The 19821-nt window shown below is 62.8% G+C and carries 20 protein-coding genes; 7 read left to right on the plus strand and 13 right to left on the minus strand.

Annotated elements, in window-relative coordinates; all coding sequences use genetic code 11:
• Positions 1 to 16: 16 nt before the first annotated feature.
• Entirely contained in the window at positions 17 to 949 is a 933-nt protein-coding gene (locus LQ772_RS15965; RefSeq protein WP_231322241.1) for a LysR family transcriptional regulator, read from the minus strand.
• Between the two features lie 114 nt (positions 950 to 1063).
• Positions 1064 to 2161 (minus strand): alpha/beta fold hydrolase, encoded by a 1098-nt coding sequence (locus LQ772_RS15970; protein WP_231322242.1) that lies wholly within the window; start codon positions 2159 to 2161, stop codon positions 1064 to 1066.
• On the opposite strand from LQ772_RS15970, the gene LQ772_RS15975 reads away from it, so the two are divergent.
• A complete protein-coding gene (locus LQ772_RS15975; protein WP_231322244.1) occupies positions 2160 to 2729 on the plus strand; it encodes a cytochrome P460 family protein in 570 nt (189 codons plus the stop codon). The genes LQ772_RS15970 and LQ772_RS15975 overlap by 2 nt on opposite strands.
• A 127-nt stretch (positions 2730 to 2856) precedes the next feature.
• Here LQ772_RS15975 and LQ772_RS15980 read toward each other — a convergent pair whose 3' ends face one another.
• From LQ772_RS15980 to LQ772_RS16005, 7 genes are all read right to left on the minus strand, one after another.
• A complete protein-coding gene (locus LQ772_RS15980; RefSeq protein ID WP_231322246.1) occupies positions 2857 to 3213 on the minus strand; it encodes a cupin domain-containing protein in 357 nt (118 codons plus the stop codon).
• A gap of 62 nt (positions 3214 to 3275) precedes the next feature.
• Complete coding sequence (locus tag LQ772_RS15985) at positions 3276 to 3977, minus strand: type 1 glutamine amidotransferase domain-containing protein (RefSeq protein WP_231322248.1); 702 nt, start codon at positions 3975 to 3977, stop codon at positions 3276 to 3278.
• Between the two features lie 322 nt (positions 3978 to 4299).
• Positions 4300 to 4665 carry a nuclear transport factor 2 family protein gene (locus LQ772_RS15990; RefSeq protein WP_231322250.1) on the minus strand — a complete coding sequence of 122 codons (366 nt, stop codon included), beginning with the start codon at positions 4663 to 4665 and terminating at the stop codon, positions 4300 to 4302.
• Positions 4662 to 4805 (minus strand): heme-binding protein, encoded by a 144-nt coding sequence (locus LQ772_RS15995; RefSeq protein WP_231322251.1) that lies wholly within the window; start codon positions 4803 to 4805, stop codon positions 4662 to 4664. The genes LQ772_RS15990 and LQ772_RS15995 overlap by 4 nt, the downstream gene beginning before the upstream one ends.
• Positions 4766 to 5209 carry a GlcG/HbpS family heme-binding protein gene (locus LQ772_RS17455; RefSeq protein WP_425600811.1) on the minus strand — a complete coding sequence of 148 codons (444 nt, stop codon included), beginning with the start codon at positions 5207 to 5209 and terminating at the stop codon, positions 4766 to 4768. Before LQ772_RS17455 ends, LQ772_RS15995 begins: the two co-directional genes overlap by 40 nt.
• A complete protein-coding gene (locus LQ772_RS16000; RefSeq protein WP_231322253.1) occupies positions 5127 to 5963 on the minus strand; it encodes an enoyl-CoA hydratase/isomerase family protein in 837 nt (278 codons plus the stop codon). Before LQ772_RS16000 ends, LQ772_RS17455 begins: the two co-directional genes overlap by 83 nt.
• Positions 5964 to 6803: 840 nt before the next feature.
• Entirely contained in the window at positions 6804 to 7019 is a 216-nt protein-coding gene (locus LQ772_RS16005; protein WP_231322256.1) for a TonB-dependent receptor, read from the minus strand.
• Positions 7020 to 7498: 479 nt separating this feature from the next.
• Here LQ772_RS16005 and LQ772_RS16010 point away from each other — a divergent pair, with 479 nt between their 5' ends.
• Positions 7499 to 7642 (plus strand): hypothetical protein, encoded by a 144-nt coding sequence (locus LQ772_RS16010; protein WP_231322257.1) that lies wholly within the window; start codon positions 7499 to 7501, stop codon positions 7640 to 7642.
• 307 nt (positions 7643 to 7949) lie between these two features.
• On the opposite strand, the gene LQ772_RS16015 is transcribed toward LQ772_RS16010, so the two are convergent.
• Positions 7950 to 9176, minus strand: coding sequence for a DesA family fatty acid desaturase (locus tag LQ772_RS16015; RefSeq protein WP_231322259.1), 1227 nt, complete (start codon positions 9174 to 9176; stop codon positions 7950 to 7952).
• 357 nt (positions 9177 to 9533) lie between these two features.
• Between LQ772_RS16015 and nhaA the strand changes: the two genes are divergently transcribed.
• Both nhaA and LQ772_RS16025 read left to right on the plus strand, forming a co-directional pair.
• Complete coding sequence (gene nhaA / locus LQ772_RS16020) at positions 9534 to 10757, plus strand: Na+/H+ antiporter NhaA (RefSeq protein WP_231322261.1); 1224 nt, start codon at positions 9534 to 9536, stop codon at positions 10755 to 10757.
• Positions 10758 to 10888: 131 nt separating this feature from the next.
• Positions 10889 to 12025: a sensor histidine kinase gene (locus tag LQ772_RS16025; RefSeq protein WP_231322263.1), complete on the plus strand. Its 1137-nt coding sequence runs from the start codon at positions 10889 to 10891 to the stop codon at positions 12023 to 12025.
• 212 nt (positions 12026 to 12237) lie between these two features.
• On the opposite strand, the gene LQ772_RS16030 is transcribed toward LQ772_RS16025, so the two are convergent.
• Positions 12238 to 12597 carry a hypothetical protein gene (locus tag LQ772_RS16030; RefSeq protein ID WP_231322265.1) on the minus strand — a complete coding sequence of 120 codons (360 nt, stop codon included), beginning with the start codon at positions 12595 to 12597 and terminating at the stop codon, positions 12238 to 12240.
• Between the two features lie 1223 nt (positions 12598 to 13820).
• Between LQ772_RS16030 and LQ772_RS16035 the strand changes: the two genes are divergently transcribed.
• Positions 13821 to 14435, plus strand: a complete 615-nt coding sequence (locus LQ772_RS16035) for a tyrosine-type recombinase/integrase (protein WP_231322267.1) — start codon at positions 13821 to 13823, stop codon at positions 14433 to 14435.
• A 296-nt stretch (positions 14436 to 14731) separates the two neighbouring features.
• Here LQ772_RS16035 and LQ772_RS16040 read toward each other — a convergent pair whose 3' ends face one another.
• Both LQ772_RS16040 and LQ772_RS16045 read right to left on the minus strand, forming a co-directional pair.
• Positions 14732 to 15979, minus strand: coding sequence for a site-specific integrase (locus LQ772_RS16040; protein WP_231326081.1), 1248 nt, complete (start codon positions 15977 to 15979; stop codon positions 14732 to 14734).
• Positions 15972 to 16205, minus strand: a complete 234-nt coding sequence (locus LQ772_RS16045) for a hypothetical protein (RefSeq protein ID WP_231322270.1) — start codon at positions 16203 to 16205, stop codon at positions 15972 to 15974. Before LQ772_RS16045 ends, LQ772_RS16040 begins: the two co-directional genes overlap by 8 nt.
• A gap of 129 nt (positions 16206 to 16334) precedes the next feature.
• Between LQ772_RS16045 and LQ772_RS16050 the strand changes: the two genes are divergently transcribed.
• Positions 16335 to 16598, plus strand: coding sequence for a helix-turn-helix domain-containing protein (locus tag LQ772_RS16050; protein ID WP_231322272.1), 264 nt, complete (start codon positions 16335 to 16337; stop codon positions 16596 to 16598).
• Between the two features lie 750 nt (positions 16599 to 17348).
• Positions 17349 to 19820, plus strand: coding sequence for an EcoAI/FtnUII family type I restriction enzme subunit R (hsdR, locus tag LQ772_RS16055; RefSeq protein ID WP_231322274.1), 2472 nt, complete (start codon positions 17349 to 17351; stop codon positions 19818 to 19820).
• Position 19821 lies beyond the last annotated feature (1 nt).

A 19821-nucleotide genomic window follows, 5' to 3' on the forward strand; every position in this document is an offset into this window, starting at 1 on the left:
CGGCAGACATCCTTCCTCAGCGTGGATGAATCGATCGGCCCGGCGCCGTTTCCATCTCCTTCGCAAGACTGGCGAAACGGGCCCGCAGGCGCGGCAGCGCGAAATCGACGAAGGCCCGCACTTTGGGCACTGACAATCGCCCGTACGGCGACACGAGGTGGATCGGAATCGGCGCCGGCTCCGCATCCGCCAGCACGATGCGCAGCTTTCCCTGCGCCACTTCCTCTGCCACGTGATAGGAAAGCAGGCGCGTGACACCGTATCCCTCTACCGCCGATGCAACCGCGGCACGCACGTTGTTCACCACCAGCCGCGGCGCGAACGGCACGGCGTGGGGCGGTGACGAACCTTGCAGTGGCGGGAAGCTCCAGGACTCCGATCCCATGTGCGCCATCGCGATGATCTGCTGCTTGGCCAGGTCGGCCGGCTCGACGATGCGAGGGTGCCTGGCCAGGTAACGTGGCGACGCCACCACCACCCGGCGCACCTCGCCGATGGCTTGGGCAACCAGCGTCGAATCCGGCAGATGCGCGACTCGCAGTGCCAGGTCCATCCCTTCGTCCACCAGGTTCACCGGTCGCTCGAGCAGATGCAGCCGGACTTTTACCGTGGGGTACTCGTCCATGAAGGCGTCGACGATGGGTCGCAGCAGCTCCACCCCGGCAAACATCGTTGCGGATATGGCGAGCGTGCCACGGGGCACCGAGCGCTCGCCGGCGGCCTGTCGGTCAGCTTCCTCCAGATCCATGAGCAGCTTGCGGCAGGCGACCGCGTAGCGCTCTCCCGCATCGCTCAACTTGAGGGAGCGTGTGGTCCGGTGAAGCAGCGGCACGCCGACGTGACCTTCGAGAAACGCAATCGCCCGACTTACGGCGGCGGGCGAGCGTCCGGTCTTGCGGCTCGCTCCGGCGAGGCTCCCCTCGTCGAGCGCGGCAACGAAGACCTTCATGGCGACTATGCGGTCCACAGGCATGGCCTCGAGGTGTGGCGGCGGCATCCAAAGGCATTCGGAGACAAGGCCGGCGCACCGGCGCACCGGGTCCGGTCCGTCTCGTGCATGCCCTCAATCGCGGCCATCGCCATCGGTCCCGTCCTGCGCTCGGGCGATCCGGCGATCCAGGAAGTCCTGGGTGATGAGGGCGATCTCCTCGCAGCGGGTGTCCATCGCAAAATGCCCTGCCTCCTGCAGATGGATGTTGGCGTCGGGAACATCGCGCCGGTACGCCCATGCGCCCGCTTCGGTGAACGATGGGTCGTACTTCCCCCAGATCACCAGCAGCGGTGGCTGCCATTCCCGCAAATAGGACTGCCATACCGGATACGCCTGCACGTTGCGGCGGTAGTCGTAGAACAGCTCCTCTTGGATCGCGGCTTGTCCCGGCCTGGCCAGAAAGGCCGTCTCGTCGGCCCAAAGGTCCGAATCGTAGAGCTCCGGGCGCGGGTCGGTTCCCACGTGCCGCCGCCTGGCCGCTTCGGGCGAAATGAGGTTCCCGCGAAGAGGGCCGGCCCAGGCGTTGCGGTCGGCCCAGTATCGTCGCCGCGTTTCCCACAACGGACCCAGGCCTTCCTCGTGCGCGACGGCGTTCTGCACGACGATGGCGCTGATCCGTTCCGGATGTGCGATCGCCAGGCGAAAACCCACCGGTCCGCCGTAGTCCTGCACGAACAGAGCGAAGTGATCCATGCCAAGCCGACGCGCGAAGGCGTCCACCACGGACGCGATCCGATCGAAGGTGTACGCAAATGCCTCGGGGACAGGAGCGCTCGAATGGCCGAATCCCGGATAGTCCGGCGCCACGAGGTGGTAGCGCGGCGAAAGCATGGGCATCAATCGTTCGAACATCCGGGACGACGAGGGAAAGCCATGCAACAGCAGCAGGTGCGGGCAGTCGGTACGCCCGCCTTCCCGGTAGAAGATATCCAGTCCCTGCACGCGTAGGGTTCGATAGGCAGTCATGCATGAGTCCCGATACCGCATGCGCCCAACCTGCAACATCGGCTGGCTCGGGTCTATCGCGCTTTGGTATCGATTGCGGGGCGCCACCTGCCAACCGACACCATCGTGCAATGGCGTCGGCGCTGCGGATCGCATCTCATCGACCAGGAAAGTCGTCGGCTTGACCGATCGAGCCCGCCCACCTGAGTGAAGTGAGGAAGCCATGAAACGCAAATCCCAGCTTGCGATCGCCCTGGCCGGGGCGCTGGTCGCCATCCTCGGCGGTACGACCTTGTACGGACAGGGAAAGAGCAACAACAGTCGCGCCAAGGCCAGCGAGAAGTACACGCTGGTCTCGCCCAGCGGCATCGCCTTCGCAGATTTCCGGGGATACGAGGCCTGGTCGATCGTGTCCTCTGCCCGGACCAAAGAAGTACTCAAGGTGATCGTGGCCAATCCGGCCATGATCGAGGCGTACAGGTCCGGTATCCCGGGCAACGGGAAGCCGTTCCCGGATGGCTCAAGGATCGTCAAGCTGCAGTGGAAGCCGAAGAAGAGCAGCGAGGCGCCATTCGATGTCGATGTTCCGGATGTCTTTACGCAGGCATTCGTGATCGAGAAGGACAGCAAGCGATTCCCCGGAACCGGCGGTTGGGGATACGCCCTGTTCGATTACGACGTGCGGAGCGATACCTTTTCGGCCGATCCGACGGGTGTGGCCGATTGTGGCCACGCGTGTCACGTGAAGGTGGCCGCGAAGGACCACATTTTTCATCCCTACCAGATGCGCTGACTTTTCTGCGGTCCGGAAACTGCTTACCCGCACGCGGGGTTCTGTGGCGCCCGACCGCGAGTGGACCAAAGGCGGCTGCAGCCCGCCTGCTGCAGACCGCCACTCTCAACCGCAGTGCGGAATTGTTTCAGGAACCCAGGTAGTCGATGCCCAATGGCCCGTAGCCGGTCACCTGCGTGACATATTCGCCCGATTTCGCCCAGTGGAAATGGGCTGTGCTCCCGGGGAGCACGATGACGCTGCCTGGGGCGAACGCCACCAGCCTGGACTCGTCAAACAGTTCCCCCAGTCCGATGTAGAAGACTCCGGAGATCACCGTGTAGATGCGGTCTTCCGGATGCGTGTGCGGCATCAGCTTGACTCCTGCCGATACCTTCACCCGTATGACATACGGGCCGGCCTCGCCCGGATCCCCCACGACCACCGCCAGGCGAGCCCCAATGGGGAATGGTGCGAACGGCTCGAAGCGGATGTCTTCGGCCAACACGGATCCGAAGCTCTGCGGCGGCAAGCTGCCGCCGCAGACTCGCGCAGGCGCTGAGCAGCTCACGCCGTCTCCGCTTCCGGCAACCACTTCATGACGCGCAGCAATGCCTGGGCGGTGGCCGTCGAGGAAGCGGGGTTCTGGCCGGTGATAAGACGGCCGTCGACAATGGTGTGGACCTCCCAGTTGGGTTTCTTCTCGAAGAAGGCGCCCAGCTGCTTGAGTTCGTCCTCGACGAGGAACGGCACGACCCTCGTCAGCTGCACTTCCTCTTCCTCTTTGTTCGTAAAGCCCGTGACGCGTTTGCCCTTGACCAGAGCTTCGCCCTTGTACTTGACGTGGCGAAGTACACCGGGCGCGTGGCACACGAAACCGATGTTCTTGCCGCTGTCGTAGAAGGACTCGATCAGCCGGATCGAGGCCGGATCCTCGGCCAGATCCCACATCGGGCCATGCCCGCCCGGGTAAAAGACCGTGTCGAAGTCCTCCGACGACATGCTGTCCAGGCGATGGGTAGTGGCCAGTACGCGGATCGCATCGGGATCGCCCTTGAAGCGCGTCTGGGCCGGTGTCTGGTTGTTCGGGTCATCGCTCTTCGGATCGATCGGCGGCTGGCCACCTTTGGGAGACGCCACGGTCACGTCGATGCCCGCATCCGTGAAGACGTAATAGGGGGCTGCGAATTCCTCCAGCCAGAAGCCAGTCTTGCGCCCGGTGTTTCCCAGCGTGTCGTGCGATGTCAGCACCATCAGGATCTTCTTCATGGCTTTGCCCTCCAGTGATTTAGTCCAGTCGCGTCCGGGATCGGATTTCGCATGACTGGAACGCAGCAGCCGGATGCATTACGTCGCAAGCCTGGTCGCCTGCAACCGAGGGTGCGCCCCGTGCCTGGCGTCGTCCATTGCGCTTTGGTATCGGTTTCAACTGACGGTGGTTGCGTGTTTCGCGCGCGCCGTTGCACGCCGCAAAGAGCTGGACGCCACGAGCACCGTGTGCGCCCAACTGCGGACGCCACGTCGCCGCCGGTTTGCCAGCTTGTGGAGACTGCGGTGGAATGCTTGCGACCGGCGCAACGGCCTCACGGTTCTAGGAGCGCGGCGGACCAAACGCCTTGTGGACGATGAGCCAGCGACCATCGATGCGTAGCAGCGAGAGTACGTTGATGTAGTCGTTGCCGAGAAAACGGAGTTCCGCCGTCACCACGGCCATGTCTGCCAGGACCTCAATGGACAACGGCGACATGGTGAATGGCTCTCCCGCCGCCGCCGGACTCTGCCGCGAAGCCACACCCTGGATGTACTCGCCCGCCGATCGGGAGCGGAACACTCCCGTCACCGTGTCCTGCACGCGTGCATCGGGATGGAACACCGCCCTAAGCTGCGCAACGTCACCCTCGTAGATCGCACGCAGATACTGCTCGACGAGAGCGAGCACGGCCTGGTGTCCGTTCATGGCTTCTGCTTCTCGAACCCCGCACGAGCCTGACTGAGTGCAGCCTCGACGATGGCTATGTCCTGCTCGGTGGTGCCGCCGCTGACCCCGATGCCACCGATCAGTTGCTGCCCATCCTTGATGGGTATGCCTCCACCCATGGCGGTAAAGCCCCCCCGGCGACAGACAGCAGTGCAAAGAGCGGCGCGCCCGGCTGCACCTGGGGAACCAGCTCGGCCGTTCGTACCCCGACCAAGGCAGACGTGTACGCCTTGCGCCGGGAGAGCACGAGCGAAAACAAAGGCGCCCCGTTCATTCTCTCCTGCAGGACGAGGTTGCCATGGACATCGATTACACAGACGGCCACCGGTGTCTGTGCTTTAGCCGACTCCGCTTCCACGCGCTCGGCCAAGGCCTTGGCACTAGCAAGCAAGTTCATAACATGTGTCCTCGAGAAAGTCGGCAACCAGGCCGCGCCACCGTCAGCGCGCGAGCTGTCCGAGATGGAATCCAAGGCGATCTTCCACATCGCCTGGCTTGTGAAAGCCCTTCGCCATAAGCGCATTGATGCCGGCCTGCGCGGCGGGGCGGCCGAGCGAACTGATGCAAGCGTCCCAGCCGGCTCCGAGTTCCACGTCGGGCACGAGGGTCGTGTTGACCAGCCGCTTGGTGTTCGCAATGGCCCATTTGTCGAACATTGAAATGCGCACGGCGAGCGCGTCCACGTACGCTTCGATTTCGACGTCCGGCAGCGACCGGTTGACGTAGCCATAGGCCTCCGCCTGCTCGCCGTCCATGTCGTCCGAGCCCAGAAGTACCTCCAGAGCCCGGTTTCGGCCGATCAGGCGCGGCAGCCTGGCCATCGGGCCGCCACCAGCGACCATGCCCACACCCACCTCCCATTGCGAGAGGATCGCCTTCTCGCGGCTGGCGAAGGCCATGTCGCAGGCCAGCGCGATTTCGCTGCCATTGCCCGTGGCGCGGCCACGTATGAGCGCAATGGAGGCGACCGGCGCGCGAGGCAACCTCGCCAGAAAATCCGGCCACGGTGGAAGACCGGTCGGCCCCGGCGTCATGGACGTCAGGTCCTCGAGCTTGGCCGTGAAATCCGAATGGTTGAGGAAATAGCCGTCCACGGCGCTGTCAAAGACAACCACCCGCAGGTCGTCCGCTCTCTCGATAGCGTCGATTAGCTGGCGAAACTCGCGGACCATGGGCGGGCCCATCACGTTCATCGGCGGATTATCGATGGTCACCCGCCAGTAGGCAGGCGATCGCTTGGTTACCCGAAGTGGGGAGGGGTTGGTTTTTGCGTTCATCGCACTCTCGATGCGGCCGCGGAACGGGAACGCCATTTGCCACCGCAACCATCGGCCGCGCCAGTAGACGATGGTGTCGCCGACACCAAGGTATCGATTCGGTGAGGACCACCGAGCCAAGCGAGGAAATATAGCGATGAGCCAGATGTGCGCCCTGCCCGTCGGCCATCTCAAAGTGCCGTTTGATCGACGCTGACCGCACGAATGCCACGGAGCCCGAGTCTGGAGGCAGGCAATGTGAACCGCGGGATGCTGTAGCCCTTCCTGGGAACTTGTGGCCGGTCGACCCGCCAGACCAGGCCGCATTACACCTTGGCGTGGTCGACCACGTCAGCCACAGGAGGGACCACGATTTCCATGGGGGCATCCCCTTTGCGGAGTCGCCCGGCTTCGGTTGTTTATCGCAACGAGCCGCCATTGCGCGGCGCGCCGGTCCGTGAGCTGTCAACGATCGCGCCAGCGTGTCTCAGCCTTAGCCTATCGCTCTGTAGCAGTCCTATCACCGATAACGCTTGCTTACGCCCTGCCCCAACGTCTGCTATCGGCCAAGAGCGGACCCGTTGCGCGTCCGCTTGAGCGAGCGGCTCAGCTCGCCTAGGTGACCAAACTGGACTGCTCCGGGCGGGCAGCGTTGGCGATTGCCATCGTGGATACGGCGAGAGGCGTACGTTACCGACCAGAAGCGAGCACCGGCCGTGCGTGCAGCCTCGGGCGATCGAGCTTAAATTGGAACGACCGGCGGCCCCTGCATGGTGCTCCCGATCACAGAGGTTACAGCAGGTCGGCCGCTCCCTGAGGCGCAGACCTCATTTGAGCCGCTTCGGAAGCGCCTGATCCAGCTCAATTAAACCAGGCTTCCTCGATGTCGTCTTTCACGACGTCATCAACCTCTTCAGTGGGTATGCTGCGGAGTCCGTTGATACGACCGTGGCGCATACCGAAGAAGACGCCGTTGCGTCGAAACGTGGCGGCCCAGGTGATTCGATCCGGGCTTGCATTGGCATAGATGCCTTCGTACGTATAGCCGTTAACGGTTTTGCCGGATAAGTTCACCATGAAAGCCTGCCTCTGGAGTGATGTTCGCGCCCCTTGTTGCATCTGGAGCCGTGGAGGATGTCCAGGCCGGATGCCATCGTGTCCTGGGCGGGGCAATGGCTAACCATCGTCTTGCCGGGATCTTAGAGGGTCCCCATCATCGTCCATACGATCGAACTCCTTTGCCTGGCGATCAATTCAACTTGCTCGGGCCTGATGTTTCCACGCGCGGGTAGGAGGTGGGCGCTCGTGGGATGAGCCCATCGCCCCCTGCGATCCATGATTCCGTAGCAGCCAGTGATCGCGCACCATTTGCGCCTCCGGAGGAGCAAAGCTGAGCGTATGCGGAAAGAAGTACAGCGAGTTGGTTTGATTGAGGGCGTACATGGCGACTTCCTCTATTCGACAATCTGGGCGAGGCGTTGCAGGAGAGCGACCTGCCGTTGGCGTGCGTCCATCCTCGTCATTGCTTGTCTGCCATCAAGTCCGCAACTCCGAACATGCTCTCGGTGCTGCTGTTCCAGCCTGAGATGCTGCTGGGCATTCGGGAGGCGGGCCGCGATTCTCGTATCCCGTGCACGCCGCTCACTATCGTGGACCTCGGTCTGCTCGTGGTTGCCGTTCCCGGTGGCCACAAGGGATGAGCAGAACGAACCAAAGTAGGTCGGCTTGGACACGGCTGAGACTTCAGGAGGGATCAAGCCAGATGCCTGGCTGCCCCGTTCTGGCACGCCGGCGCGTCGTTCAGCCGCAATCCGCATCGCCCGATGACGGCGGATTGGGTCGCGCACGGCGGGCGCTCGCACCAGGCCGATCTTTTGGCAAAGCTGGAGTAGAAGCCTGCCCATCGAAGCATGGGCGTCGGCCAACGGGAATTGGTGGCTTTGCATGATGCGGCCCTCTGGCCGCGGCGCGCGTAGCGCCAAGACACCCACAGTGCTCCTGTCGATGTTACGGTTTTGGTTGCATCAGGCTGGGCCTCGTTGGGCGCTCGGCCCTTACCTCCACTACGTGGCAGCCCTTCAGTCGCTCGGCGAATTCGACCAGTACGCGGATGCCGCTGCTTTCCGCGTCGGTGCACCAGCGCCGCAGATCCTGCGCCAACGCCGAAATGTCGCGCCGATTGCGCGTGGTTATGTCAGCCAATCGGTCGCGAAAATCGCACACCTCGGGCAGGTATCGCCGCGCATGTACCAGCGCCGCAAGTTCGGAGCGGGTCAATGGGTCCAGCCAGCGCCCTCCATTGGCCAGCGCCCGTCGAAGCCGACGCACGCTGCGACCGCCGAAGCGCTGTTGCGCAAGAATCGGTGCGATCACGCTGGACGCGTAGTCATGCAGGATCCGCCCGTGCTGCACGCGCAACGCTCGTATCGTTTCCAGGTCGGGTTCCTGGATGTGCGCGCGGTACTCGAGGGCGGGCGCAACCCGCCGCACCTTTGCCAGGCCAAACCAGCGCAGAAGACAAATCACCAGCCAGCCTCCATCGAATTCGAACCGGCGCTGCGAGAACTTGGCTGAAGCGGGAAACGCGTGATGGTTGTTGTGCAACTCCTCTCCGCCGACCAGCAGCCCCCACGGCACGAGGTTTGCGGACGTATCGGAGGTTTCGAAGTTGCGGTAGCCGCACCAATGCCCGAGGCCGTTGATCACCCCGGCCGCCCAGAATGGGATCCACGCCATCTGCAATGCCCACAGCGCTACGCCGACCACGCCGAACAGAGCGATGCTGACCGCTGCCAGCAGGGTCGGCCCCAGCCACGACCAGGGTTCATAAAGGTGGCATTCGATCCAGTCCGTCGGTGTGCCGGCTCCGAAGGTCGCCAGATCGTCCTTGTTTGCTGCCGCCCTCTTGTACAGGTCGACCCCTCCCCATAACACGGTACCGATGCCAAAGACCTGCGGGCTATGCGGATCCTCGACGGTCTCGCAGCGAGCATGATGCTTGCGATGCACGGCAACCCATTGCCGCGTCACCATGCCGGTGGTCAACCAGCACCAGAAGCGGAAAAGGTGTGCGATCACGGGATGGAACTGCACGCCACGATGGGCCTGGCTGCGGTGCAGATAAAGTGTCACCGCGACGATGGTCCCCTGTGTGGTGGCAAGGAAGTAGAGGACCCACGCATTCCACGACGCCCCCGTCAGTCCGCGTGACGCCAAGGAAAGAAGGTCCGACATGGTGCTCACCCCAGTGGGATCATGCTAAAGCCGGCTCCATATGTAGCGCGCGATGGCGAAGGCCGAGGCCAAGCGCGCGTGAACTGGTTCTCCCTCGGCATCCACCTATGTCGTTCCAACATGACGAAGGACGCGACTGCACAGGCAACCGCCAGCTTCCGCCCGGCAAGGTGAAGCCAGACCACGAAATGCACTTGCGGCCGGCGACTTTGATGGACAGGTGAAATACCGAAAGGCATCAACTCCATGCAGGATGAGCGCTTGCCGCGCGCACCGATCCGATTGCCAGGCGAGCTGATCGACTGGCTGACTCGCCCGTTCCTGCGCTTCATGCGCATCGAGGCCGGCGCCGGCGCGATGCTGCTGCTGGCCGCCATCGCCGCATTGGTGTTGTCGAACTCGCCGTTGGCGCAATCCTTCGACAGGCTTTGGGCCACGCCCATGGGCGTGCGGCTGGGGCCCATCGAGCTGGTCCGCTCGCTCAAAGGGTGGATCAACGATGCGCTGATGACCCTGTTCTTCTTCCTCGTCGCGCTGGAACTCAAACGTGAACTGGTGCTTGGCGAGCTGCGCAAGCCCCGCGTGGCTGCGCTGTCGATCGCGGGCGCGTTGGGCGGCATGCTGGTGCCCGCGGGGCTCTACCTGCTGCTGCTGTCGGGCCGTCCCGGCGCGGCGGGCTGGGGCACCGTCATGGCGACCGACACTGCCTTCGTGAGCGGTTGCCTGGCGTTGCTCGGCACGCGCATTCCCAAGCGGTTGCGGGTCTTCATGCTTTCGCTCGCCATCGTCGACGACATCGGCGCAGTGCTCGTGGTCGCGATCGGCTATAGCCACGCGATCAACTGGCAGGCGCTCGCGCTGGCGGCGCTGGGCCTGGTCGCGATACGCGCGTTGGCGTGGGCGGGATTGCGAAGCCTTCCGCTCTACTTCGCAGTCGGCGCCATGGTCTGGGTCGCGGTGGACGCATCCGGTGTGCATGCAACGATCACCGGCGTCATCCTCGGCCTGATGACCCCGGCCCGACCCTGGGTCAGCGCCGATCGCCTGTACGCCATATTGCGCCAGGTGGTTGCGCACCCCGCAGCGGACCGCGGTAGCGGCCCGACGCGCGACCGCCAGACCGTGTTGCTGGCCGAGATCGCGGCGCGCGAAACGCTCTCCCCCGTCGAAAGGCTCGAGCTCGGCCTGCACCCCTGGGTGGCGTTCCTGATCATGCCGCTGTTCGCCCTCGCCAACGCCGGGCTCGTGCTCTCACGGCAGCATCTCGGGGGGCCGATCACCTGGGCGGTGTTCGCCGGATTCGCATTGGGCAAGCCGGTTGGGGTATTCACCTTCAGCTGGTTTGCGGTGCGCCTGGGCATCGCCACGCGCCCGCCGGATCTCGACTGGCGCATGCTGGCCGGCGGCGGCCTGCTCGCAGGCATCGGATTCACGATGGCCATGTTCATCGCCAACCTGGCCTTTCGGGAAAGCGAACTTGCCAACGCCAAGCTGGGGATATTCCTGGCATCGGGATGTGCCGGACTTGCAGGATTGGCGCTGCTGTGGAGGTCAAGAAAGCTACCGGCAAGGGCCAACTAGCCGCGCGATGAGGTCCGTGGCGCTAAGCTGGCGGTCGTCGCTCTTCGGCAAGCGCTGCTTTGTTCGAAGGAGTGGACAGCACGGCGGAGTCCGCCCGGGGACCGCCCCCCTCATGCTACGAGGGCACCCTTTTGAAACTGTCGACCTTCATCCGGTACCACATCGAATCCATCCTTGCGCAATGGGACGCTTTCGCGCGAGAGAACACACCGCAGCCGGGGCTGCTTTCGGACGAAGCACTTCGCGACCATGCACGCCAGATGCTTGCGGCGATTGCCGACGACATGGAGACCGAGCAGACCGACCCCGAGCAACGGCGCAAGTCCCAAGGGCACGGGCCAAAGGTGGCGGTCGAAGAAAGTGCCGCGGCCGAACACGGCAAGAGCCGGCACTTGCACAAATACACGCTGTTGCAGCTGAGTGCGGAATTCCGCTCCCTCAGGGCCGCCGTCCTGCGACTGTGGGGGCCCTACATGGAGCATGCCGATGTCGACGCACTGCATGAGGTGATCCGCTTCAATGAGGGGATCGATCAGGCACTGGCCGAATCGATCAAGGGGTGGACCCGGCACACAGGAGACACGCGGGACCTGTTCCTGGCCGTACTCGGTCACGATTTGCGCTCCCCGCTGGCGAGCATCGCTCTTGCCGGGGAGATGCTGGCGGAACCATCGCTGTCAACTAAGGATATCGGCGCGTTGGCATCCACCGTGACCCGCGCGAGTCGGATCATGTCCCACATGATCAATGACCTGATGGGTTATGCCAGTAACCAACTCGGGGGCGGCATACCCCAGCACCCCGAGCCTTGCGATCTGCTGGAACCGCTCAACGACGCGATCGCCGATGCCACCGCCACCTATCCAGGTGCGCGCTTCGAACTGCACGCGCCTGCCGGTCTATATGGCCACTACGATAGGGGTCGCTTGTACCAGATGTTCCTCAACCTGCTGGTCAACGCCGCTCGCCATGGTGCAAAAGGATGCCCGGTTCTTGTCGAGGCCGGCGCCCGATCTACCGGGTACGTGGTGAGCGTTACCAACAAGGGCGTACCGATACCCGCAGCGGCGCTGGAGTCCATCTTTCAGCCGCTGGTCCAATTGACCAAGGAAGACCACGTCACGCGCCCACCGACCAGCCTGGGTCTGGGCCTTTTCATTGCACGCAAGATTGCCGAAGGGCACGGCGGCGGCGTCCAGGTAACGTCGAATCACTCCGACGGCACCCGGTTCACCGTCGTACTGCCTAATGAGGCATCGAAAGCATGATCTCGCTGCGTTGCCTGCTAATGTCCCTTGCGCAACGCAAGAACCTAAGTGGCTGCAGGTTCGGTGAGATCGCTCTAAGCTCCAACGGTTCTCGAGCTGCATCGCGCAGCTCAATGGCGAGGCGGAAGGCCGGTAGAAGCGTCGTTGCAGGCATCCTTGCGTGTTCACCGCCCACTGACATGGACTCAGGCGCACGACGGACGGCCTCGTGGTCAAGTCGCTCCCGAACTTGCCCGTGCGTACCGAAGTGCGTCGCTCAGGTTGTCGTAGCGGTATTCGCGGTAGCAGAATTTCGCCGCGTCAATGCGGGTCACACCCAACGCGTCCATCTCCTCTTGTTCCTCAATCGAGGCTGCTCGCCCTTGTGTGCCCGTGCGTTCTCCGGGCACGTCCAAGCTACTCAATTTGCTTAGGACAGCGCAGTACAATTCAACGGCCTGGTCGGCCGCCATTGCCACGTTATCGGCGGTACGGAGCGTAAAACCCTGACCAATCAGTGCCGCTGCCAGCGTTGCAGCGATCTGCTTGTCTGAAGGGTCTCCGTCGCTTTTGCGGCACCATTCGTTAGCCATTTGCGTTCCCCCAGACAGTCGATGCGTCACTGAGACGAGGCGCTTTTTGGGCACCTCGATCCGCGGTTGCGCCGGTCCGCTCCCGTCCGTCGACAGCGACTGGCCTATTCTGATTCATCCGACAGAGGCTGTACCTCAAGTCGCCGAAACGGCCTAGATCCGAGATGCCGTCGAGATGGCGGTGGCTTGCCCTTCAAGCCGATGACAGGCGGCCATCGCGGCGTTGAGAGGTCGCCTAGTGGTCGCGGGACCGTCCGTTCACGAGCGAAGCGAACCGATTTAGGATATCAATCTCAGTAACTCGGGCAACGCAGCTACAGCCCATTGGCATCTGGACAAGCGAGCTCACGCTTGCTTGCCTTCCTTCCGCGTTGTGAAGCCCACGCAATTCACAGGTCCGCGGGAATGTCGAAACGGCGGAGCGGCACAGACCCCGGAAGGACGGTGCGCTGCCACATGTGACAGCTCGGTGAGCTGCTATCGTGGCTTGCTGTTTGCATTGCGTGCAACCGCCCGCCCGCCGACTTGGCCATGGCCATCAGCCTACCTGGAGGACGGGGCGCCCTTGGCGTTGCTTCCTTTGAGCCGGCATCGACCTCAAGCTTGCATATCCCGTCGAGAAGCCGAAAACGGTGGAGAGGATGAGGTCATCCGCTATCTATTGGCCGGGAGCGGACGGACATCGAACAGTGGTTCACTTTGCTTCTGAAACCACGCCTTGGACCGCATGCACGTCCATCGCGGGCATTGGGAATGGAAGAGTTGGAGCCTTGGCCTGGAACCGCCCGATGACGGTAGCCACCGCCCGCATTCCTTGGACACGCAACCCTCGCTCGAAGCTTCGGATGTCCCTGTGACCTGAGATGCGATCTGCCACGGTCAGCTGGACTGCCTGCCCATGGCACTGAGGGTCGCTGATGTTCGTCACATCCGCACCGGCATAAACCTGCCCACGCACAACAACTTCCTTTCCATCGAACGTGACGGGCTCTGCCTGGATGTCACAGACGCTCGCCCGAAGCAGCTCTAAAGCAGATGCCTAAGAAGGGGCTCCCGCCAGCAAGGCGAGCAAAAGGAACACCTGCGACGGTTTACAGCTCATACGCCCTCCACCGAGATGGCTGAATATCCTGCTCTGCCGGGAAGCCAACAGGGGGGGGGCTCGTCGCGAATCTTAGCCGTCAGTCAAAGCACGGTTGAACTCTCTGCATGAGGGTTCAACCATGAAGACCATCCAACGCAAGGCACCTTGGAACAAGGGCAAGCTCATCGGGCAGAAAGCACCCCTCAGGCTCCGTGAGCTCTGGGCCATTCGGGTAAGGCTCCAATTATCCGGCACGGCCCGCAACTTGGCGCTGTTCAACCTCGCAATCGATTCGAAGCTTCGCGGCTGCGACCTTGTCAGCTTGCGTGTTCGAGATGTCTCGCAAGGAACCGTGGTGTCGAGTCGCGCGATCGTCCTTCAGCGGAAGACCAATCGCCCGGTGCAGTTTGAAATCACAGAACAGACCAGGGCTTGTCTTTTGGCCTGGATCCACACAGCCCGCCTCAGTCTGGCCGACTACCTATTCCCTGGCGGCCATAGTCAGGACGCCCACCTCTCAACCAGACAGTACGCACGTATCGTCCACGCATGGGTACGGTCTATCGGTTTGGACCCGTGCAGCTACGGCACCCACAGCATGCGCCGCACCAAGGTGGCGCTCATCTACCGGCACACGAAGAACCTGCGCGCGGTACAGCTGCTGCTCGGGCACACGAAGCTTGAAAGCACGGTCCGCTACTTGGGTGTCGAGGTCGATGATGCGCTTGAGCTAGCCGAGCAGACGGAAGCATGACCGCTTTCGGCCATCAGCGGCCATGGAGCGCTTGGATCTTGTGCTGAAGTAGTCGCGCCTCGAAGGCTTTGCAACGGTCTATGCGTGACAGCGCCTTGGCAGCACGCGGAACTGAAAAGGTTGCCAGCGATCAAACGCGCTGAGCGCCCCAAGGCGAGCAGCCGAAGACTCAGGCACCTAGCGTTGAGAGCCTCGGGGTACGACGGCGAAGTCCTTCAGCTCGGCGATTCGACAGCCCGACTTCATGCCTTGCCTGCCTTCCTTCAGCGCCTCGGAGTGGACCAGATGAAGATGCCTCATTGGGTCACCTCCTTATGGCCGTGGCTGCTTACGCCACCATGGATGGCGCCGGCGATCAGCCGATCGAACGCGGTGCCGTCGCGGCGCACCAGGTTAGGCACATAGCGCGAATAGGTTCGGAACAGCATCTCGGTTGTCGTGTGGCCGAGCTGGCGCGCGATCCATTCCGGAGCCTCGCCGGCCGCGAGCCACAACGTGGCGCACGTATGGCGCATTTCGTACGGTCGCCGGTAGGGGATCTCCAGCCGTTCCAGCAAGGGCTTCCACACGCGGTAGACGAAATTGGTGGTGTCCACCGGCCGGCCTGACCGCGTGGGAAACACGTAGGCCTCCGCGTAGGCAGCAGGATCGCCGTCGTAACCTTCCGGCCGCATGGCTTTAAGTGCCTCGATCACAGGAGCGCTGACCTGCAGGTCCCGTTGCGAGCCGTCCGTCTTGGTGTACTCGGTGCGGCCATCCTGATAGGTCTCGCGGATCAGGACTTGGCCACGGGCGAAGTCCACGTACTTCCACTTCAGGCCGTTGGCCTCGGCCGACCGCACGCCGGTGAAGAAGCGGAACATCAGGTAGGGCTTGTAGTCCGGGCGCACCGCGGCAAGCATTCGGTTAATGTCCTCCAGCGAAAAGGGCTGGATATCCGTGCGCTTGAGCTTGAGCCGACGGATCTCCGCGCACGGGTTGTCGAGTCCGAAGCGTAGACCCGCCTCGGTCATCACCATGCGCAGCATGCCCACGATGCGATTAATGGTGGCCGGGGCGAGCACGCCACGGCGCCGCCCGTGCTTCTGCTCCGGATCGGCCAGCTTGCGACGGAAGTCCATGACCTTTGCACGATCGATCTGATCCAGGTGGAGCTCACCAAAGGCCGGCATCAGGTGCGTCTTGAAGATGGATTCGACCGCCAGCTTGTGGGTGTGGCGCCACTCCAGGCTGTGCTCAGCGAACCACTGTTCGGAGAACTCCCTGAACTTCGGGAGATGGCCGATTTGCCGCCGCGGGACCGCGTGCTTAGCCGAGGGCGCAGCGTCGGCGAATTCCTGCGCCTTCTTGCTGCCGGGAAAGGTTCGGGCGTAATCGAACGTGCCCGAGCTGATCTCCGCTTCAATCCGGGCGAGGACCTTCTCCATCTGCCGCCGGTTCGAGGGCGTATCGGGGAGCGCCGCGTACTCGCGGCAGCGGACACCGCGGTAAAGGAAATCGAAGTAGAGGCGCTTGGTATCGGGGCGAAACCGCACACTACCCATGGCAGAGGGCGCCCGAAGCCATCGGGATGGAGATGTCGCGCTCTTCGGCGCGACGGAGCATGTCCCGCTCAATGTGCTCCCAGATGTAGAGGATCTTCCTTCCGCCAAAGGGTCGGAAGTAGTGCACGCCCTCCAGGAGCACGGTGTCCTTGAGGCGGTTACGTATGGTTCGCGGGTCGTACTGGATCCGAGTAGCCAGCTGCTCGGTGGTCAGGTAAGTTTGCACGTTGGTTCTCCCGTTGACTGTGGTCGACAGGCGTCGTCGTTAAGCGACGCTTGTTGCCGATAATAGTCGACGGGTGCTGCTTGTAAACACCGTTTGTCGCTTTTAGGCGACGTGATTCAGGATGCATTCATGATCCGGTTTCGGCTAGCTGAGCTCATCGCGGACAAGGCGTTCAAAGAACGCCGCGTGGTATCGCTCACCGAGGTCGCGGAAGCCACGGGCGTCCACCGAGCCACGTTGTCCAAGATGGCCAACCAGCCAGGGGCCAACATCGGCACGGAGGTCATCGACAAGCTATGTCGATACTTCGACTGTCAGCCAGGTGATTTGCTGACCTACGTTCCACCTGAGCCCTCAGTAGCCTCGAGTAGGACGGAGAGCAGTCCTCCGTGACCATAGGGCAGCTGTCCTTCCCGCTACTCCGCCTTACGCAGCCTCTGGCGCTCCCAGATCTTTTTGACATCCCTCTCGATGACACCACCTGGGAGCCAGGCCGCTACCAAGGGAACCAACCAGAGCGCCGACCATCATCTTTTGGGTCGGTAGGCCGAGCGTTAGTGCCAAAGGAGCGTTGGCATAGCCTCGAGGCGGGTGAGCGTGGGATTTACATCCTTGGATTCAGTGTTCCCGAACCCGCCGTTTACGTTGGTCTGGCGGTGGGTGAAACGTTTCTTTCGAGGCTGCGCAAACACCGGGCGAAGGTGACCGCCTCCAACGTTGGCGCTGGCGTGTCCCACACAGGGGGATGGAAACCCTTTGCCACCTCCCGGTACCACTACCACACCCGACATGGCCTCCAGGACACACTGGCCGATGCCGTGGTCATGCTTGGCCGCTGCGAAGTTGCCTCCGGCACATCGCTGAGAGAGTCATGCAAGTGGTATGAGTCGCGCCTCATTCGGGATGGGGAGCCACGACATACGTTGATATCTCTGCTATTGGGCTCAACAAATGCTCAAAGACTCAATGCAAACGGCGGGAGCAAAGCCGTCGCTTCGATCGGGGGCGGTCATATATCTCTAGGTCGAGGCGTATCGATTTCCGTCAGCGCTTGAAACCCAGCTGTCCCGGTATGGCGCAGGCCCTTTGCTAAGCTTAGAGGCGATCTGCCTCCACTTGGGGCGATCAGACAGGGGGCCATCTGTGGTTACAGGGACGAAGCTCAGCGAGCGCGACGTTTGTACCAAGCTCATTACCCCGGCGCTGGTCAGTGCCGGGTGGGACGTGCAGACGCAGATCCGCGAAGAAGTCAGCTTCACCAAGGGCCGCATCATCGTACGGGGCCGGCTGGTTACCCGCGGCAAGGCCAAGCGGGCCGATTACGTCCTCTATTACAAGCACCTGCCATTGGCGCTTATTGAGGCCAAGGATCACGTTCACGCCGTCGGTGACGGCATGCAGCAGGCCTTGGGCTACGCCGAAACGCTGGACATTCCCTATGTGTTCTCGTCGAACGGCAAGGGGTTCGTGTTTCACGATCGCAGTGGCGCATCGGCACAGCCCGAAAGGTCGTTGGCGCTAGGCGACTTTCCGAGCCCCACCGAACTGTGGAATCGTTACTGCGCCTGGAAAGGACTCGCCCCGGACGAGGAGAGCACCGTCCTGCAGGCGTATTACGAAGACGGCAGCGGCAAGGAGCCGCGCTACTACCAGCGCAATGCCATCAACGCGGCCGTCGAAGCCATCGCCAAGGGGCAGAGACGAATCCTGCTGGTCATGGCAACCGGAACCGGCAAGACCTATACCGCCTTCCAAATCATCTGGCGGCTGTGGAAAGCCGGGCAGAAGAAACGCATCCTGTTCCTGGCCGACCGCAACGTGCTGATCGATCAGACCATGGTCAACGACTTCCGCCCGTTCGGGCCGGCGATGGCCAAGCTGAGCACCGCCAGCAAGACCATTGAGCGCGCGGACGGCAGTGAGGTCGAGCTCACCCTGGCGCTGGACAAGAAGCGCCGCATCGATCCCGCCTACGAAATCTATTTGGGCTTGTACCAAGCCATCACCGGACCGGAAGAACAGCAAAAGCTGTTCCGCGAGTTCTCCTCGGACTTCTTCGACCTGATCGTCATCGACGAGTGCCACCGCGGCAGCGCCGCCGAGGATTCCGCCTGGCGCGAGATTCTGGAGTACTTCGGCAACGCCACTCAGATCGGCCTGACCGCCACACCGAAGGAAACCGAGTACGTCTCCAACATCCACTACTTCGGCGAGCCGGTTTACACCTACTCGCTCAAGCAAGGCATCAGCGACGGCTTCCTGGCGCCGTACAAGGTCATCAAGGTGCACCTGAATGTCGACGTGCAGGGCTACCGGCCCAAATCGGGCGAGACCGACAAGCACGGTTATCTCATTGACGACCGGCTCTACAACGAGAAGGACTTCGACCGCACGCTGGTGATCGACGAGCGCACCCAGCGCGTGGCAAAGTGGATCTCCGACTACCTCAAGCAGAGCGGCGACCGCTTCCAGAAAACCATCGTGTTCTGCGTCGACACCGAGCACGCCGCGCGCATGCGCCAGGCGCTGATCAACGAGAACGCCGATCTGGTGCAGCAGAACGCCCGCTATGTCATGCGCATCACCGGGGACGACAGCGAAGGCACCGCCCAGCTCGGCAACTTCATCGACCCGGAGTCCATCTACCCGGTCATCGTCACCACCTCGCGCCTGCTCTCCACCGGCGTGGATGCGCAGACCTGCCGCCTGATCGTTCTGGACCGCGAGGTCGGCTCCATGACGGAGTTCAAGCAGATCGTCGGGCGCGGCACCCGCGTGCACGAGGACACCCACAAGTACTACTTCACCCTGGTGGACTTCCGAAAGGCCACCAACCACTTCGCCGATCCCGACTTCGATGGCGAGCCGGTGCAGATCTACCAGCCCGCCGAATACGATCCGCCGGTGCCGCCGGACGACATTCCGCACGATGACGACGGCACGCCCTTGCCACCCGAGCCCACCGACGAGGAAACCATCGTCGACCGCCCGCCACCGGCAATCCCGCCACCCGGCGTGGATGACGGCCAGCCGCGCAAGTACTACGTCAAGCAGCGCCCGGTCACCGTGGTGCTGGAGCGCGTCGAATACCTCGACGAATCCGGCAAGCTGGTCACCGAGTCGTTGCGCGATTACAGCCGCAATGCCATCCGTCGGCACTTCACCAGCCTCGACGCCTTCCTGCGCCGCTGGCGCCAAGCCGAGCGCAAGGAGTCGGTGATTGCCGAGCTGGCCGAGGAGGGTCTGCTGCTGGAGCCGCTGCAGGAAGAAGTCGGCAAGGATCTGGATCCGTTCGATCTGATCTGCCACATCGCTTTCGACCAGCCGCCGCTCAGCCGCCGCGAGCGCGCCGACAACGTGACCAAGCGCGACGTGTTCACCAAGTACGGCCCGCAGGCGCGCGCCGTGCTGGAAGCGCTGCTCGCCAAGTATCGCGATGAGGGCGTGGTCACCGATCTAGACAATGTGCGGGTGCTGGAGATCCCGCCCTTCAACGCAATGGGCACGCCCATCCAGCTGATCAAACCCTTCGGCAGCAAGGCCGGCTTCGAACGCGCCGTGCACGAGCTGCAGAACGCCCTCTACGCCAGCGAAACCCAGCAGGAATCCGCTTAAC

The organism is Frateuria edaphi (genome assembly GCF_021117405.1).
In the GTDB taxonomy this organism is placed as follows: Bacteria; Pseudomonadota; Gammaproteobacteria; order Xanthomonadales; family Rhodanobacteraceae; genus Frateuria_A; species Frateuria_A edaphi.

What these genes read in the sequence shown, in the direction of transcription:
- LQ772_RS15965 (WP_231322241.1), bottom strand. Translation starts at nt 949, where the DNA reads ATGAAGGTCTTCGTTGCCGCGCTCGACGAGGGGAGCCTCGCCGGAGCG.
- LQ772_RS15975 (WP_231322244.1), top strand. Translation starts at nt 2,160, where the DNA reads ATGAAACGCAAATCCCAGCTTGCGATCGCCCTGGCCGGGGCGCTGGTC.
- LQ772_RS15970 (WP_231322242.1), bottom strand. Translation starts at nt 2,161, where the DNA reads ATGGCTTCCTCACTTCACTCAGGTGGGCGGGCTCGATCGGTCAAGCCG.
- LQ772_RS15985 (WP_231322248.1), bottom strand. Translation starts at nt 3,977, where the DNA reads ATGAAGAAGATCCTGATGGTGCTGACATCGCACGACACGCTGGGAAAC.
- LQ772_RS15990 (WP_231322250.1), bottom strand. Translation starts at nt 4,665, where the DNA reads ATGAACGGACACCAGGCCGTGCTCGCTCTCGTCGAGCAGTATCTGCGT.
- LQ772_RS15995 (WP_231322251.1), bottom strand. Translation starts at nt 4,805, where the DNA reads ATGGGTGGAGGCATACCCATCAAGGATGGGCAGCAACTGATCGGTGGC.
- LQ772_RS17455 (WP_425600811.1), bottom strand. Translation starts at nt 5,209, where the DNA reads ATGCGCTTATGGCGAAGGGCTTTCACAAGCCAGGCGATGTGGAAGATC.
- LQ772_RS16000 (WP_231322253.1), bottom strand. Translation starts at nt 5,963, where the DNA reads ATGAACGCAAAAACCAACCCCTCCCCACTTCGGGTAACCAAGCGATCG.
- LQ772_RS16005 (WP_231322256.1), bottom strand. Translation starts at nt 7,019, where the DNA reads ATGGTGAACTTATCCGGCAAAACCGTTAACGGCTATACGTACGAAGGC.
- LQ772_RS16010 (WP_231322257.1), top strand. Translation starts at nt 7,499, where the DNA reads ATGCTCTCGGTGCTGCTGTTCCAGCCTGAGATGCTGCTGGGCATTCGG.
- LQ772_RS16015 (WP_231322259.1), bottom strand. Translation starts at nt 9,176, where the DNA reads ATGTCGGACCTTCTTTCCTTGGCGTCACGCGGACTGACGGGGGCGTCG.
- nhaA (WP_231322261.1), top strand. Translation starts at nt 9,534, where the DNA reads ATGCTGCTGCTGGCCGCCATCGCCGCATTGGTGTTGTCGAACTCGCCG.
- LQ772_RS16030 (WP_231322265.1), bottom strand. Translation starts at nt 12,597, where the DNA reads ATGGCTAACGAATGGTGCCGCAAAAGCGACGGAGACCCTTCAGACAAG.
- LQ772_RS16035 (WP_231322267.1), top strand. Translation starts at nt 13,821, where the DNA reads ATGAAGACCATCCAACGCAAGGCACCTTGGAACAAGGGCAAGCTCATC.
- LQ772_RS16040 (WP_231326081.1), bottom strand. Translation starts at nt 15,979, where the DNA reads ATGGGTAGTGTGCGGTTTCGCCCCGATACCAAGCGCCTCTACTTCGAT.
- LQ772_RS16050 (WP_231322272.1), top strand. Translation starts at nt 16,335, where the DNA reads ATGATCCGGTTTCGGCTAGCTGAGCTCATCGCGGACAAGGCGTTCAAA.